Source organism: Deinococcus seoulensis, assembly GCF_014648115.1.
Lineage (GTDB): Bacteria > Deinococcota > Deinococci > Deinococcales > Deinococcaceae > Deinococcus > Deinococcus seoulensis.
The window spans coordinates 26,370-43,003 of record NZ_BMQM01000023.1 but is presented as its reverse complement, the minus strand read 5'-3'; the positions used below and the strand labels follow the sequence as shown (position 1 = coordinate 43,003).

Sequence of the window (16,634 nt, the reverse complement as noted above, 5' to 3'; positions counted from 1 at the left end):
TCAAGGCGCAACCCGAGGAAGCGAAAACCAGTTCCCGTGGGCGGGTTGCGCGCGTGTTCCGCGTGCCAGATGCAGGCAGACTGACCGCGTCCCAAACGAGTTCACCCCCACGGGCGCGTCCTGAGTGACCAGGTACGTTCCATGCCGAAAACGAAGAAGACGGAAGCGGTGCCAGCGACCAAGCGTGCTGGCACCGAGGCCACCAAGAAAGTGCAGCGCAAGCAGAAGCAGCGGCCGGACGTGACCGCGACCCACTCCGAGGCGGACGCCACGACCCCCACGACCAGCCAGCCGGACGCGCGCACTGCGCCCGGCACCTCCAGCGCGGCCCGGCAACCTGCCGGCGCAGGCCGCAGCAGGACGTCCAGCGGCGCTCAACCCAAGCCGGAGGCGAGTGCATTGGCAGAAACTCCCAGAAAAACAACCCGCAAGGCCGCCCCCACGGCCGTCACGCCCGACCTCACCGGCCCCGCAGTGACCGGCAGTGACATCACTGACCGCGAGGTCCCCGCGCAGGCGGACGCTCCCGCGAAGCAGAAGAAATCTGCCCGTGCGGCCAGCCCGAAGAAAGCGACCAGCACGCAGAAGGCGACCGGCACGCAGAAGGCAACTGGCACGGCCCGCCGACCCAGGGCGACCGGGGCGGAGCCGCAGGTGGCGCCCGCACCGGAAGCTGCTGTGGCCGCACCGGAAACCCCGGTGAGGCGCGGCCGTGGCCGGCGTGCCATCACCGCTGACAGCGCCGTTGCCGCCGTGCCAGAGCCGGTCGCCATGCCAGAACCGGTCGCTGGGCCAGAACAGGTCACTGCGGCGCAGAGCACCGAGCCCGTGCAGGCGAAGTCCGGGCGTGGCCGCCGGGCCGCCGGGCCTTCCGCGACGGCTGTGGCCGACCCCGCCGCTGACACGGCCGGACCGCCCGCCAAGTCCCGTCGTGGCCGCCCGCCCCGCGCGCAGGCAGTCTCCCCCACTGCGGACGCACCTGCGGCCGGACAGGTCACGGACGAGGCACCTGTGCAGCAGGAGCCCGTGCAGGCAGTGCCGGTGCAGGAGGCGACCACCGTTTCGGCGGATGACCAGCCGGTCGTGGACGCACCTGCACCCCGCCGGGGTCGTGGGCGTCCCCCCGGCAAGAAGCAGACGGTCAGTGCACAGACTCCCGAGCCTGCCGCTGAACCGGCCACCGGGCCTGCTGCCGAGGCTGAAACGGACGCGCAGAGCGGCGCGGCGCAGGAGTCGGTGCGTCCGGCCCGCCGTGGCCGCAAACCCCGCGCGCAGACGGTGACCGGGGCTTCCGAGGAGCCTCAGGAGGCCCCGGCTGCCGGGCTGGAAGAGCCGTCCGGGCCGCTGATTCTGGAAGTGCCGAAGAAGCGGGGCGGGCGTGGTCGCCGCGCGGCGCTCGCGGCGGATCAGGCGCTGCCGGACGTGCTGTCGGGCGTGGAAGCCATCCCCACACAGGTAGAGTCCGCACAGGTAGACCCCGTACAGGCAGAGTCCGCTCTGGCAGACGTGGCCCAGGCGACCGTGTCGGACCCGGCGGGTACGCCGGAGCAGCAGAAACCCGCGCGGCGTGGCCGTAAGCCGCGCACGCAGGACGCCGGGCAGCCCACCGTGCAGGCCACTGAGGACACGGTGGCCGCTGCGGCGCAGACGCCCGCGGTGGACGGGAGCGACGGCACGGACGACATGGAGCGTGCCGGGCCGGAGGACGCCCAGGACGGTGACGACTCGCTGCTGGAGGCGAACCCGGCGCGGGACATCGTGGTGGCGCAGCTGCGTAAACTGGGCCGCCCGGTGCACGTCAAGGATCTGGAACGGACCTTCACGCGGCAGACCATCCGCCGCCTGGGGGACTGGCGGGACCTGACGGACCTGCTGGAATCGCTGGTCGAGCAGGGGCAGGTCATCCGCACGCGCAAGAAGACGTACGGGCTGCCCGAGGCGATGAGTCTGATCCGTGGGCGGTTCCAGGCGTCGGCGGCGGGCTTCGGCTTCGTGATTCCGGACAGTGGCGGCGACGACTACTACATTCCGGCCGAGCAGACCATGGAAGCCTGGAACGGCGACATCGTGCTGGTCCGCATGGAGGGCCGCGGCGACACGGGCCGGGGCGGCGGGCCGCGCCGTGGGCAGAAGGGCGACGGGAACCCGCGCGCCAGCGTCGTTCGCATCGTGCAGCGCGCGTACAAACAGCTGGTGGGCACGCTGGAATTCCATCACGGGCACCCGATCCTGAAACCCGACGATCACCGGGCGCGGCACCGCATCCTGGTGCTGCCTGACGGGCTGGGCGAGCTGGAGGCCGGCGCGCGCGTCGTGACCGAGCTGTTCTGGCCGGAGAACACTGGCGAGGACGAGGTGTTCGGGCAGGTCACGCGGGTGCTGGGTGCCGAGGACGATCCCGTGACCGAGACGGAAGCGGTGATCGTGAAGTTCGGGCTGCGCGGCGAGTTCCCGCCCGAGGTCGAGGAGCAGGCGAACGCCATTCCCTCGCAGATTCCCGAGGAGGCCCTGCGTGGGCGCCTGGACCTGCGGGAGTTCAACATCTTCACGGTGGACGGCCGGGACGCGAAGGATTTCGACGACGCGATCCACATTCAGCCCACGCCGGAGGGGACGTTCGTGGTCGGCATTCACATCGCGGACGTGAGCCACTACGTGACCGAGGGCACGCCGCTGGACGATGAGGCGTATGCCCGCGCGACCAGCGTGTACCTGCCGGGGCGCGTGCTGCCCATGCTGCCCGAGCACCTGAGTAACGGCGTGTGCTCCCTGGTGCCGTACGAGGACCGCCTGACTATGACGGCCATGGTGGAACTGAGTGCCGAGGGTGAGATCCTGAAGGTGCAGATCGCGCCCAGCGTGATCAACTCCAAGGCCCGCCTGACGTACGACGAGGTGCAGGCGTACAGCGAGGCGACCGCCACGCTGCCCGAGCAGGCCCGTCAGCTGGAAGGGGACCTGCACCTGCTGCTGAAGATCACGACCAAGCTGCGCCAGAAGCGTCTGCGTGAGGGGTCGCTGGACTTCAAGCTGCGTGAGGTGAAGGTGGACGTGGGGGCCGACGGCCGCATGGAACTCATCCCGATCCGGGAGGAGACGGCGCGCGGCATGATCGAGGACCTGATGCTGCTGGCGAACAAGGTCGTGGCGCACGAACTGCTGCAACGCGAGATTCCGGCGCTGTTCCGCATTCACGAGGAACCGACCCTGCAACGCTTCCAGGACGTGACGAACGCCATCGGGCGGCTGGGCTTCTCGTTCCCCGGTGGGGAGCCGACGCCGCAGGCGTACCAGGCGGTCCTGAAGCAGGTGCGGGGCACGCCGCGCGAGAGCGTGGTGAACACGCTGCTGCTGCGGTCCATGCAGCAGGCGAAGTACGCCGGGGAGAACCTGGGGCACTTCGGGCTGGCGTTCGACGAGTACCTGCACTTCACCAGTCCCATCCGCCGGTACCCGGACCTGCTGGTGCACCGCGTGCTCAAGGGCATGCTGAGCGGTGAACTGAAAGCCGGGAACCGTGAGGTGGCGCAGCTTCAGGGCCGCCTGCCCGCCATGGGCGACCACACCAGCGACCGCGAGCGCACGGCCAGCGAGGCCGAACGCGACCTGACCAAGTACTACCAGGCGAAGTGGGCTCAGGAGCACCTGGGCGAGAGCTTCATGGGGAACGTGTCGGGCGTGGTGGCCAGTGGCCTGTTCGTGGCGCTGGAGAACGGCGTGGAAGGTAAACTGCACATCAGCAACCTGGACGACGACTACTACGCGTTCATCGAGGACGCGCAGATGCTGCGTGGCCGCAGCCGGGGCCGTTCGTACCGCCTGGGCGACCCGGTGCACGTGACCATCGGTACCGTGAACCCGCTGGCCCGCCAGACGGATTTCACGCTGGCCGACCCGACCAGCCCGGACTACCGACCGGGCGACATTCATCAGGAGACCGACATGGATTCACCCGTTAAACCGCGCGCCCGCCGCCGCGAAGACCGCGAGCAGGAGAAACGCGAGAAGTTGCAGAGCGTGCCCGTCAGCGAACCCAAGAAATTCACGCTGGACGAGTCCGGACAGCAGGCCGCCGCGCCTGCCGGGGAACGCGCGCCCCGCACAGGACGCGCTCCCCGCGAGGGCCGTGAAGGCAGCCGTGACGGGGGCCGGGGCCGGACGTTCGGGGGCGTCAGCATGGGCGGGCGCGGCAGTCGCCGTGTGATCACGCTGGAACGCCCGCGCAACGAGCACCTGCGTCCCGTGAACATCACGGTGCAGCGCATGTACTTCGGGGACTGGACGCTGGAGAACATGCCGCCCGAGGACAGTCAGGGTGGCCGTGGTGGCCGCCCGGCGGGCCGGGGCGACCGCGCCGCCGAGCGGGGCGCGGACCGTGGGCGCAGCTTCACGCGTGGCGGCAGTGACCGGGGCGCCGTGCAGCGCGCCAGCGGCCGCCAGGGGCCGCAGGGTGGGCGCGGCGCGCAGAACACCCAGCGTGAATCCGTGACGGCGCAGGTGCCCGACACGGCCGCGACCGGGAACGCCGACGATGCCAAACGCAGGCGGCGACGCCGCGGCCGCCGGGGGAACGGCAGCAGCGGTTCACAGGGCTAAGCGACACACACCGGCCTGACTGGTGACTGGAAGCGGCGCGCGGGGCATGGACCCTGCCGCGCCGCTTTCTGCTGTACCTCTGCGGCGCCGTGTCGGGTGGGGTTCGGGGCGTCCCTGCGGCGGGGCGCGAGCGGAACTGCTCATGTTGCATTGGGGCGGTTCTCATGGTGGGGGGGCGCGTGGCCTCTAGCCTGACGTGATGGCCACGGGTTTTTCATGTGGCGCGTGAAGGAGTGAGATCATGAGCGACTCAGTGCAGGAACGTCAGACGGGGCAGGGTGACCGGTTGCAGTCGAGGCTGGGAGCGCACCTGCTGCCCGGTGAGCAGCAGACCCGCTTCCGGGTGTGGAGTACCCGCGCCTCGCAGGTGCAGGTGCGGGTGAATGGCGAGCTTCACCCGATGGAAGCGCTTCCCGGTGCGTACTTCGAGACGGTACTGCCGGTCGGGGCGGGGGCGCGCTACCAGTTCGTGCTGGACGGGCAGGCCCTCCCGGACCCCTACGCGCGGTCCCTGCCGGACGGCGTGCACGGCGAGGCCGAGGTGGTGGACCTGACCTCGTTCGCGTGGCAGCACACGGACTGGGCGGGCCTGCCGCTGGACGCGTGCGTGTTCTACGAGTTGCACGTGGGGACCTTCACGCCGCAGGGAACCTTCCGGGCCGCGCTGGAGCGCCTGCCGTACCTGAAGGATCTGGGCGTGACCGCCATTCAGCTGATGCCGCTGGCGGCCTTTCCCGGCACGCGCGGCTGGGGATACGACGGGGTGGGCATGTACGCGCCGTTCGCGCCGTACGGCCGCCCGGAGGACGTGATGGCCTTCGTGGACGCCGCGCACGGGCTGGGGCTGGCGGTGTTCGTGGACGTGGTATACAACCACTTCGGGCCGGACGGAAACTACCTGCTGTCGTACAGTCCGTCGTACTTCACGGACCGTTTTCATACCGCGTGGGGGCAGGGACTGGATTACGCCGAGGAGCACATGCGCCGCTACGTGACCGGGAACGCCCGCATGTGGCTGGAGGACTACCGCATGGACGGCCTGCGCCTGGACGCGACGGCCGCCATGCAGGACGACAGCGAGGAGCACATCCTGTGCGAACTGGCGCGCGAGGTGCACGCGCTGGGCGGCTCGCACGTCATGCTGGCCGAGGATCACCGCAACCACCCGGAACTCGTGACCGGGTACGGCCTGGACGGCATCTGGGTGGACGACTTTCATCATGAGGTGCGGGTCTCGCTGACCGGCGAGCAGGAAGGGTACTACGGCGGGTTCCGGGGCGGCGCGGCCGAACTGGCGCAGGTCATCAACCGTGGCTGGAAGTACGAGGGGCAGTTCTGGAACGTGACGGGCGAGGAGCACGAGCGTGGCAGGCCCGCCGACGCGCTGGAAGCGCCCAGTTTCGTGTACTGCATCCAGAACCATGATCAGGTGGGGAACCGGGCGCTGGGCGACCGACTGTACCAGTCGCAGGGCGTGACCCTCGAAGAGTACCTGGGGGCCAGCACGCTGCTGCTGACGCTGCCCATGACGCCGCTGCTGTTCCAGGGGCAGGAGTGGGCGGCGGGCACGCCGTTCCCGTTCTTCAGTGACCACCACGGGGAACTGGGGCGGCTGGTGACCGAGGGGCGGCGGCGCGAGTTCGCGTACTTCTCGGGGTTCAGCGGGGAGAACGTGCCGGACCCGCAGGCCGAGGCGACCTTCCAGAGCGCGAAACTGGACTGGAACGAGCACACGGGCGCCGGGCATGCGCGGACGCTGGCGCTGTACCGCGCGCTGCTGCGCCTGCGGCGCGAGGACCCGGTCCTGAGCGTGCGTTCACGCCGGGCGATCCGCGCCGGGTCGCTGGACGTGCCGGGCGAGGCGGCCGCCACGGGCCGCCGCGCCGGGACGCTGTGGGTGCAGTGGCAGACGCCGCAGGGCATGCGCGCGTTGCTGTGGAATCTGGGGGAAACGCCGCTGGACACGCCCGGCAGCCTGACTGGCCTGCCCTTCACGCTGCCGGAGCAGGTGATGCTGCGCTCCAGTGACGACCTGACGGGCGGCGCGGCCCCCACCCCGCTGGCCAGGCGGCCCCTGCAACCCGGCGAGGCCGCCCTGTTCGGAGCGGACGCATGACGCCGGCCGGAACGACCGCGCCCATGACGCACCTTCCGGCGGCCACGTACCGCCTGCAACTGCACCGTGACTTCGATTTCGCGGCGGCGCGGCGCACCCTGCCGTACCTGAAACGGCTGGGCGTGACCGACGTGTACCTCTCGCCCATCTGGACCAGCACGCCCGGCAGCACGCACGGGTACGACGTGACCGACCACACGCAGATCAACCCGGAACTCGGGGGGCTGACGGGACTGCGCCGCCTGTCGGGCCGCGCGCGGGAACTGGGCCTGGGCCTGATCGTGGATTTCGTGCCGAACCACATGGGCATCCAGGGTGGGCACAACCCCTACTGGGAGGACGTGCTGCGCCACGGGCAGGCCAGCCGTTACGCGCACTTCTTCGACATCTCGTGGCATCCGCTCAAGCGCGCGCTGGACGGCAAGGTGCTGCTGCCGGTGCTGGGCGACCAGTACGGTCGGGTGCTGGAGCGGGGCGAACTGCGCCTGCAACGCGATGGCGGGCACTTCACGCTGCAGTACTGGGAGCGCACGCTGCCCATGTCGCCGCGCAGCCTGTCACTGCTGCTCGGGTGGGTCGAGGCGGCCCTGCCGCGCGGCACCGATACCGGCGTGCGCGCCGAACTGGCCAGCATCCGCCGCAGCGTGGACAACCTGCCGCGCAGCACCACCGGGGACCTGACCGACACGGACCGCGTGATCCGCGCGCAGGAGGTCGAGGTCATGACCCGCCGCCTGAGCGGACTGGCGCAGGATTCCGGTTCCGTGCGCGCGGCGCTCGATCAGGCCGTGCAGACCGTGAACGACGACCCCGCCCGCCTGGACGCCCTGATCGGCGAGCAGAACTACCGGCTGGCGTTCTGGAAGGTCGCGGCCGAGGAGATCAACTACCGCCGGTTCTTCGACATCAACGACCTCGCGGCGCTGCGCATGGAGGACCCGCGCGTGTTCGCCTGGGCGCACGCCACGCTGTTCGAACTGCTGCGCGAGGGCCTGATCCAGGGCGTGCGGCTGGACCACACCGACGGGCTGTTCGACCCGGCCGGGTACTTCCGGGGCCTGCAGGCGGGCGCGGCGCACGCGCTGGGCCTGGACCCGCAGGCGCTGGAAGCCGGGGAGCCACTGCCGCTGTACGTGGTCGCCGAGAAGATCCTGGAACCCGGCGAGCAACTGCCGCCCGACTGGGCGATTCACGGCACGACCGGGTACGACTTCCTGGCACAACTGAACGGCGTGTTCGTGGACGGCACCAACGAGGAGGAGGTCAGTGCGGTGTACCGGCGGTTCACCGGGGACCGCGCGCCGTACAGCGAGCACCTGTACCACGGCAAGCACCTGATCCAGCGGGTCAGTCTGCCGGGCGAGGTGAACGTGCTGACCGAGCACCTCGAGCGGCTGGCCGAGGCGGACCTGCGCGCCCGTGACTTCACGCTCAGTACGCTGCGCGCCGCGATCCGCGAGGTCATCGCGACCTTCCCGGTGTACCGCACGTACATCCGCGCCGACGGGCAACGCGAACCCGGTGACGACGCCAAGATCGGGCACGCCATCCGGGACGCCCGCGTGCAGAGCCGCCGCTCGGGGGCCGCGCTGGACCCCAGCGTGTTCGATTACCTGCACTCGGTGCTGACCCTGAACGCCCCGGACGAGGCGACGCGCGCGGCGTACGCGGACTTCACCCTGAAATTCCAGCAGCTGACCGGCCCCGTGACCGCCAAGGGCGCCGAGGACACGGCCTTCTACCGCTACGCGCGCCTGCTGTCCCTGAACGAGGTGGGCGGCGACCCGGCGCTGTTCGGCACGCCGCTGCGGTCCTTCCACGAGTCGGTCACGGCGCGCGCCACGCACTGGCCGCAGGCGATGCTGGGCGGCAGCACGCACGACACCAAACGCGGCGAGGACACCCGCGCCCGCATCAGCGTGCTCTCGGAGATGCCGCAGACCTGGGCCGCGTACCTGAGCCGCTGGGCGCCGCTGCTGCGCTCGCTGAGCACCGAACTGGAACTGGGCGCCGCGCCCACCACCCTGGACACCTACGCACTGCTGCAGAACGTGCTGGGCGCGTACCCGCTGGACGGCAACCTGACGGACCTCCCGGACCGGCTGGCCGCGTACATGGTCAAGGCAGCGCGCGAGGCGAAACTGCGGACCAGCTGGGCCGCACCCGACGAGGAGTACGAGGCCGCGCTGGAATCCCTGGTGCGCGGTCTGCTCGGCAACGACAGCTTCATGACGTCGCTGCGGGAACTGCACGGCCGGATCAGTCCGTACGGCGCGCAGAACAGCCTGAGCGCCACGCTGGTCCGCCTGACCGCGCCCGGCGTGCCCGACACGTACCAGGGAAGCGAGGACTGGAACCAGAGTCTGGTGGACCCCGACAACCGCCGCCCCGTGGACTACGCCGCCCTGAACCGCACGCTGGGCCGCCTGGAACGCGGCGCGGGCCGCGCCCTGGCCCACCGCCTGCTGGGCAACTTCGAGGACGGGAACGTGAAGGTCATGGTCACCTGGGCCGCCCTGCACACCCGCGCACAGCACCCGGAACTGTTCCGCAGCGGCACGTACCACGCCATCGACGCCGGACGGCACGCCCTGGCCTTCCGCCGCGAGCACGCCGGGCAGGTGGCCGTGACCGTCGCGCCCCGCCTGACCCTGACCCTGACCCGCGAGCAGACACCGTGGGCCATGGCGGAAACCTGGGGCACCCGCCAGATCAGCCTGCCGACCGGCACGTACCGCAACACCCTGACCGGCGAGAGCCTCAAGGTGCGCGGCGCCCGCATGCCACTCGCCAAGGTCCTCGAGGATTTCCCGCTGGCCCTGCTGATCCGCGAGTAGACCGCGCCGGACCGGGCCGCCTCGACCTTTCCTGATCGAACGGGCGAGGCGGCCTGGGACCATGACCGGGAACGCCCCACGGGGATAAAGGCACGCTCAGGAACCGCCCGCCAAACCGGGAACTCGTATCAGCCTGCCCGCGTACTCTGGAGTGTATGCAGACCTACCCCACCACCCGAACCAACACGACGGATCTTGTCCGCACCTTCATGGCCCGCACGTACTCCTGGATGGCCGCCGGCCTGGCCCTCACGGCCGGCATCGCGTGGCTGACCGCCAGCAACGAGGCCCTGGCGTACCAGGTGCTGAACCTGCGCATGCCGCTGATCATCGCGCAGCTGGCGCTGGTGTTCGTCCTGAGCCTCGGCGCGCAGCGTCTGCCCAGCGCCCTGGCCGGGGTGCTGTTCATCGTGTACGCCGCCCTGACCGGCCTGACCTTCTCCTCGATCCTGCTGGCCTACGACATGAGCGCCGTGACCGCCGCGTTCGCCACGACCGCCGGCACCTTCGGCCTGATGAGCGTGGCGGGCTTCGTGATCAAGAAGGACCTGAGCGCCATGGGCCGCTTCTTCATGTTCGCCGTGATCGGCCTGTTCGTCGCGATGATCGTGAACCTGTTCGTGGCCAGCAGCGCCCTGACGCTGGGCATCAGCATCGTGGGCGTGCTGCTGTTCGCGGGCCTGACCGCCTACGACACCCAGATGCTGCGTAACCTCGCCCTGAGCGGCGTGCAGGGCGAGCAGGCCGAGCGGGCCGCCATCAACGGCGCGCTGGCCCTGTACCTGGACTTCATCAACATGTTCCTGTTCATCCTGCGTCTGTTCGGAATCGGCGGCAGCCGCGACTGACCCACGCACAGGAAAACGCCCCCGCCAGTGCATCGGCGGGGGCGTTTTCCTGTTCCGGTCACTTCGGGTACAGCGTCTTCACGAGCGGGCTGCCGAGGTTCGCGTCGCCGCGCAGCGTCGCGTACGGCAACGTGACGGTCTCGGCGCACACACCTACGGCGTGTGGCAGATCAGTGGGGGTCAGGTTCACCCCGGCGGCACTCAGGTACGCGGTGAAGGCGCTGGCACTGTTCCGCAGGATGTTCAGGCACTCGGTGTCCACCTTTGCTTTCACGCCCGACAGGTACAGCGTCTTCTGCCGCGCGGCACCCAGTTTCGGGAACAGGGTGGTCAGCGGCACGGCGCGGCCCGTGATGCGGTCCAGGATGACGCCCTCGGTCCAGTTGTCCGGGTGCACGCCGCCGCAGTAGTAGTCCACGTCCTCGCGCAGGCTCAGCAGACGGGCGTTCGACAGCGTGATCCCGGCACTCAGGTTGTACCCCTCCTGCGGGTCCTTCTGGGCGGGTTCGGGCAGCATGGCGCGGCAGTCCAGGGCGTCCGCTGCGTGGCGCAACTGGCGGTCCTGCAACGCGGCATTCAGCGCGCCGCTCGCGCCGGGCACGCGCGGGTACGTCACGCCGGACAGCGGCTCGCGCACCGCGCGCGCACCGGGCAGCGTGACCCAGGCGCGGTTCAGTTTCAGGAACGCCAGCGGGTCGTCACGGCGCAGCGCACTCAGCCCCGGCGAGAGGGGCAGCCGCAGCGGCAGGCGCGCAGCGTCCAGCGGCGCCAGGTTCACCTCCAACGCCCTGGCCGCGCCGGGGGCCTGCCACGTTCCCTTCAGGCCGCCGGGGGCAGGCATCAGGGTGAAACAGCCGCTCAGCACGCGCTCACCGTAGTCCCGGCGGACGCTTTCCTCCAGCACCAGCGCGTTCCCGCTGCGGCGCGCCTCCAGGAACAGGTCGAGGCTGCGGCCCTCGTAGAAGTACCGCGACTCGCCCCGGGGGTCAAGGCTCAGGGCGACCGGTAGCGTCCCGAGGGTGCCCCGGAACGTCCCGGCGCGCGCCCAGTCGGGCACCCCCTCGGTACCGCCGCACCCGGCGGCCTGCGCGCCCGCACCGAGAACAAGGGCAGCGGTGAAGATCCAGTTCAGCATGCGTGCAGCGTACACCGTCAGGGTTGCGGGCCTTCCCACACGCCGTCGCCGCGCGCGTCCATCGTGCCGGTCCTCAGGAGGCTGGCCTCGCCCTGACTGAACGGGGTGTGCGTGGCGGCCCAGGTGACGGCCGCCTCTATGTCGTACTCCGTGGCGTGGAAGGTGACGGCCCACTGGCCGTTCAAGCGGTCCAGCTGCGTCCAGCGGGCGCGGGGGTCGCCGTCCACCTGATCGCTGACCGCCCCGGCGTTCACGATCAGCGTGTCGCCCACGCGGGTCGCGCCCGCGCGGTGGGTGTGCCCGCACACGACCACGGCGGCTTCAAGGGGTTCCACCTGGGCACGCAGGGTTCTGGGGTCGCGGGCGCGGTAGTACCCGCCCGTGTCCCAGACCCACAGCAGGCTGTCCCAGGCGCTGTCCGGCGTGCCGTGAAAGGCCAGCAGGTCCCCGGCCCGCGCGGTCAGCGGCAGGGCGGCCACGCGGGCCAGCAACGCCGGGTCGGTGTTCGCCGTGAGCCACTCGCCGTACGACCGTGACAGCGGCGAACGGCGGCCGCCCGGCCAGAGTTTCTCCTCGTTGTTGCCGCGCACCTCCAGCGCCCCACTCCGGGCCAGTTCTGCCTGCATGCTCAGGGCGCGGGCGGGGTCGGCGCTGCCCTCGACCTGATCGCCCAGGTTCACGGTCAGGTCCGGCGCGGCGGCCCGGACCTCGCGCAGCACGGCCTCCAGCGCGAAGGCGTTCCCGTGCACGTCACTGATCACTGCGACCCTCATCCGGCGACCCTCATGGGGTGCAGGGTAGCGTGCCCGCCCCCCCTCCGGCGCCGCTCACCATGCAGGCAGGTCTTTGCTGCCCGGCCGGGCGGCTTGAGGCTCACTTCATCTCTGAAGTGCCGTTCACGCGGCCCGCAGACAGCGCACGCGGCGGCCTGTCAGGGTAAGGGCATGCCTGACAAAGACGACAAGAACAGCGGTCACACCAGCCAGCCCCAGGAGTTCGACCGCAACCGGAAAGAAGTGCATGACATCGCCGACGGTCACGAACCCTCCGTGAAAAGTGCGAACGACCGCGAAGCCCAGGCGCCCCGCAACAACGACGACGGCCTGAGCGACAAGGAACTCAGGGACCGCGAGGAAGCCCGCAACGTTCCCTCCAGCAACGGCTGAACCCGTCTGCACCTTCTGGAGCCTGCGGGCTCCTTTTCTTTTGCCGTGAAATGCGCGAGGCTGCCGCCATGCCCGATCAACCCGCCCGTGAACTTCAGCGGCCCACGCCCGGCGTCCTGCTGCTGAGCCTCCTGTTCGTGGGGGCGGGCGCGCTGCATTTCGTCACGCCGCGCGTGTTCGACAGCATCGTGCCCGGCTGGGTGCCCCTGCCCGCGCGCACCGCCACGCTGATCAGCGGCGCGGCCGAACTGCTGGGCGGCCTGGGGTTGCTGCACTCCGCCACGCGCCCGGCGGCCCGCTGGGGCCTGCTTGCCCTGCTGCTGGCCGTGTTGCCCGCGAACGTGAACATGGCGCAGCATCCGCAGCAGTTCGGACTGCCCGGCTGGGCACTCTGGGCGAGGTTGCCGCTGCAACCGCTGCTGATGTGGGCCGTGTGGCGGGCCGGACGGGACCGCGCGTTCCCGCACGGGTGACCGGGCAACACCTCTAACGCCCGTTAGACTCCGGGCATGAGCAAACTGGTGATCGTGGCGGCGAAGCGCACGCCAATCGGAAGTTTCATGGGCAGCCTGAAAGACGTGTCGGCCGCCGACCTGGGCATCACGGCCGCAAAAGCCGTGCTGGAAGGCGTGAACGGCGCGGACGTGACCGACGTGATCGTGGGCAACGTCCTTCAGGCCGGAAACGGCATGAACGTGGGCCGACAGGTGGGCATCGGCGCGGGCCTGCCCAATGACGTGCCAGGCCTGACCGTGAACCGCGTGTGCGGCAGCGGCCTCCAGTCGGTCATCAGCGCCGCGCAGGGCATCAGGGCCGGGGACGGACAGCTGTACCTCGCGGGCGGCACCGAGAGCATGAGCCGCGCCCCGTACCTCCTCCCCCGCGCCCGTGAGGGGTACCGGCTGGGGCACGCGCAGACACTGGACAGCATCCTCTCGGACGGCCTGACCGACGTGTTCGGGAACTACCACATGGGCATCACCGCCGAGAACATCGCAGAAGCGTGGAACCTGACGCGCGAGGAACAGGACGCCTTCGCGCTGGAAAGCCAGAACCGCGCCGCCACCGCGCAAGCCGGAGGCTTCTTCGCCGATGAACTCGTCAGCGTGGAGGTGCCGGGCCGCAAGGGCCCCACCACCTTCAGCGCCGACGAGTACCCCCGCGCCACCACCGCCGAGGCCCTCGCCAAGCTGAAACCCGCCTTCAAAAAGGACGGGACCGTCACCGCCGGGAACGCCAGCGGCATCAACGACGGGGCCGCCATGCTGCTGGTCGCCAGCGAGGAGTACGCCCAGGCGCACGGCCTGCCGGTCCTGGCCGAGATTGCCAGTTACGCCGCCATCGGCGTGGACCCCGCCATCATGGGCATCGGCCCCGCCAGGGCCGTCCCCGTCGCCCTGACCCGCGCCGGAATGAGCGTCGCGGACGTGGACCTGTTCGAACTGAACGAGGCCTTCGCCGCGCAGTCCCTCGCCGTCGTGCGCGACCTGAACGCCGACCCGGCCCGCGTGAACGTCACGGGCGGCGCCGTCGCCCTCGGGCACCCCATCGGCGCTTCCGGGGCGCGCGTGCTCGTCACGCTGATCCACCAGCTGCGCCGCCTGGGCAAGGAAACCGGCGTCGCCAGCCTGTGCATCGGCGGCGGCATGGGCATCGCCGTCGTGGTGCGCGCGCGGGCGTAACGCTGCGCCAACTGGCAGATTCCACTGTGCAGGCACGTCCCGTACCCTGGGGCGTGCCTCCTTCTATGGTTCAGGTGTCGCCGGAGTCTCAGGGTCTGCCGTCCGGGGCGGTGCTGGCGTGGCTGGACGCGCTGGCGGCGGACGGGCTGGAGCTGCATGGGTTCACGTTGCGGCGCTCGGGTCGGGTGGTGGCCGGGGGGCACTGGTTCCCGTACGGGCCGGAGCGGGTGCATCACGTGTACTCGCTGAGCAAGGCGTTCGCTGCGGTGGGCGTGGGGCTGCTGGTACAGGAGGGTCGTCTGAGCGTGGAGGACCGGGGGGTGGACCTCTTTCCGGACGCCCTGCCGCCGGTGGTGGGTGGGCACCTGCGGGCCATGCGGGTCGAGGATCTGCTGACCATGCGGACGGGGCACGCGGCGGACGTGACGGACGCGTTGGTGGCGACGGGGGACGGGGACTGGGTGACGGCGTTCCTGGCGCAGCCGGTCGAGTTCCAGCCGGGGACGCACTTCGTGTACGACAGTGGCGCGTCGTTCCTGCTGTCGGCGCTGGTGCAGCGCGTGACCGGGGAGACGCTGCTGGAGTTCCTGACGCCGCGCCTGCTGGAGCCGCTGGGGTTCCGGGGGGCGCGCTGGGTCAGCAACGCGCGGGGCGTGAATCTGGGCGGGTGGGGTCTGCACCTGCGCACCGGGGACGTGGCGAGCTTTGGTCAACTGCTGCTGAACCGGGGCATGTGGCAGGGGCAGAGGCTCCTGTCTGCGGCGTGGGTGGACGCCATGAGTGCCGCGCACGTCCCGCCCGGCACGAACCCCGGCGACGAAAACAGCGACTGGGCGCAGGGGTACGGGTATCAGGTGTGGCGCTGCCGTCACGGCGTGTACCGGGCGGACGGGGCGTTCGGGCAGTTCTGCGTGGTGATGCCGCAGCAGGACATGGTGCTGGCCGTCACGGCGGGCGTGAGGGACATGGGGCGGGTGCTGGATCACACCTGGACGCACCTGCTGGGCGCGGGGCAGCCCTCTCCCCTGCCACCCGGCGCCGACACGGAGGCGCTGCGGGTGCGTTGTGAAACCCTCACGCTGGACGTGCCGGAGCTCCTCGATCCGCCCCCGCTGCGGGACGTGCAGGCGCACTTCACGTTCGACCCGAACGACGAGGGCTGGGAGAGTGCGACCCTGACCATCGCGGGTGAACGCGGCACACTCGCACTTGATGGGCCGACATCGAACACGGTCCGGTTCACGCTGAACGCCTGGGAGGAGCAGACGCTGGACACCTGGGGCACCACCGTCGCCCTGACCGTCCGGGCAGGCTGGCAGGCCGACGGAACGCTGGCCCTGACGCTGCTGCTGATCGAGGACGGCGCCCGCTGGGAGGTGCGCTGGCCCGCGCCCGACGCGTCCCTGTCGGTGGGGCGGTGCGCCCCGCACTACGGCGAGGGCCACACGCTGAGTGCCCGACCCTCTACCCTGGGCGCATGACTGACGGAGCTGGTGAGGTGGTGGGGGACCGCGAGGCGGCGTTCTTCCTGGCGATCAAGACGCGCGACGAGGCACTGCTGCGCGCCCTGGTGGACGGGGACGCGGGGCTGTTGACCCTGCCCAGCCCGATGGGTGTGAGTCCGGTGCTGTTCGCGGTGTACTACGGCCGGGCGGACATGGCGCGCGTGCTGGTGGAGCTGGGCGCGCCCCTGGACGTGTTCGAGGCGGCGGCGCTGGGCGACGAGGCGGCCCTGACGCGCGCACTGGACGCCGACCCGGCACTGGTCAGTGGCGTGAGCGGGGACGGGTTCAGTCCGCTGGGTCTCGCGGCGTTCTTCGGGCAGGCGGGGGTCGCGGAGGCGCTGTTGTCGCGCGGCGCGGACGTGAACGCGGTGAGCCGCAATGCGATGCGGGTGCAGCCGCTGCACTCGGCGGTGGCGGGCGGGCACGGAGCACTCGCGCGGGCGCTGGTCATGGCGGGCGCGGACGTGAACGCCACGCAGCAGGACGAGTTCACGCCGCTGATGGCCGCCGCGCAGAACGGCGACGCGGGACTGGTGCTGTTCCTGCGTCAGCGCGGCGCGGATGCGGAGGCCCGCACGGGGGACGGTCGCCGCGCCGCCGACTTTGCGCGCGAGGAGGGGCACGCGGTCCTGGCCGACTCGCTGGATGGGCCCCTCCCGGCGTGATCAGCGCTGCGGTTCAGCCTTCCTGAACGGTTCCGTTCGGCCGTCTGAAGAAAGCCGGAAGGCAGCGCGGGTGGGGCGGGGGCA

11 protein-coding genes are annotated in these 16,634 nt (G+C 70.8%); 9 read left to right on the top strand and 2 right to left on the bottom strand.

What is annotated here, in order from left to right:
* The first annotated feature begins 141 nt into the window (after nucleotides 1-141).
* The 4 genes from rnr to IEY70_RS15075 all read left to right on the top strand — a co-directional run bounded on the left by rnr (nucleotide 142) and on the right by IEY70_RS15075 (nucleotide 10,397).
* The gene (gene rnr / locus IEY70_RS15090; protein WP_189065863.1) at nucleotides 142-4,596 is read left to right on the top strand and encodes a ribonuclease R; all 4,455 of its coding nucleotides are present in this window, start codon (nucleotides 142-144) and stop codon (nucleotides 4,594-4,596) included.
* Between the two features lie 241 nt (nucleotides 4,597-4,837).
* Nucleotides 4,838-6,712: a malto-oligosyltrehalose trehalohydrolase gene (gene treZ, locus IEY70_RS15085; RefSeq protein ID WP_189065862.1), complete on the top strand. Its 1,875-nt coding sequence runs from the start codon at nucleotides 4,838-4,840 to the stop codon at nucleotides 6,710-6,712.
* A complete protein-coding gene (gene treY / locus IEY70_RS15080; RefSeq protein WP_189065861.1) occupies nucleotides 6,709-9,549 on the top strand; it encodes a malto-oligosyltrehalose synthase in 2,841 nt (946 codons plus the stop codon). Before treZ ends, treY begins: the two co-directional genes overlap by 4 nt.
* A 155-nt stretch (nucleotides 9,550-9,704) precedes the next feature.
* Entirely contained in the window at nucleotides 9,705-10,397 is a 693-nt protein-coding gene (locus IEY70_RS15075; protein ID WP_189065860.1) for a Bax inhibitor-1/YccA family protein, read from the top strand.
* A gap of 58 nt (nucleotides 10,398-10,455) precedes the next feature.
* Here the strand turns inward: IEY70_RS15075 and IEY70_RS15070 are convergent, their stop codons facing one another.
* Nucleotides 10,456-11,532, bottom strand: a complete 1,077-nt coding sequence (locus IEY70_RS15070; protein ID WP_229777965.1) for a hypothetical protein — start codon at nucleotides 11,530-11,532, stop codon at nucleotides 10,456-10,458.
* A 17-nt stretch (nucleotides 11,533-11,549) separates the two neighbouring features.
* Nucleotides 11,550-12,305 (bottom strand): metallophosphoesterase family protein, encoded by a 756-nt coding sequence (locus IEY70_RS15065; protein ID WP_189065859.1) that lies wholly within the window; start codon nucleotides 12,303-12,305, stop codon nucleotides 11,550-11,552.
* Between the two features lie 171 nt (nucleotides 12,306-12,476).
* Here IEY70_RS15065 and IEY70_RS15060 point away from each other — a divergent pair, with 171 nt between their 5' ends.
* The 5 genes from IEY70_RS15060 (at nucleotide 12,477) to IEY70_RS15040 (ending at nucleotide 16,550) form a co-directional block, all read left to right on the top strand.
* Nucleotides 12,477-12,698: a hypothetical protein gene (locus IEY70_RS15060; RefSeq protein ID WP_189065858.1), complete on the top strand. Its 222-nt coding sequence runs from the start codon at nucleotides 12,477-12,479 to the stop codon at nucleotides 12,696-12,698.
* Nucleotides 12,699-12,766: 68 nt separating this feature from the next.
* Nucleotides 12,767-13,171, top strand: coding sequence for a DoxX family protein (locus tag IEY70_RS15055; protein WP_189065857.1), 405 nt, complete (start codon nucleotides 12,767-12,769; stop codon nucleotides 13,169-13,171).
* Between the two features lie 36 nt (nucleotides 13,172-13,207).
* Nucleotides 13,208-14,380 (top strand): acetyl-CoA C-acetyltransferase, encoded by a 1,173-nt coding sequence (locus IEY70_RS15050; RefSeq protein ID WP_189065856.1) that lies wholly within the window; start codon nucleotides 13,208-13,210, stop codon nucleotides 14,378-14,380.
* A 53-nt stretch (nucleotides 14,381-14,433) separates the two neighbouring features.
* On the top strand, nucleotides 14,434-15,861 hold the full coding sequence (locus tag IEY70_RS15045) for a serine hydrolase domain-containing protein (protein ID WP_189065855.1): 1,428 nt from the start codon (nucleotides 14,434-14,436) through the stop codon (nucleotides 15,859-15,861).
* Entirely contained in the window at nucleotides 15,858-16,550 is a 693-nt protein-coding gene (locus tag IEY70_RS15040) for an ankyrin repeat domain-containing protein (RefSeq protein ID WP_189065854.1), read from the top strand. Before IEY70_RS15045 ends, IEY70_RS15040 begins: the two co-directional genes overlap by 4 nt.
* Nucleotides 16,551-16,634 lie beyond the last annotated feature (84 nt).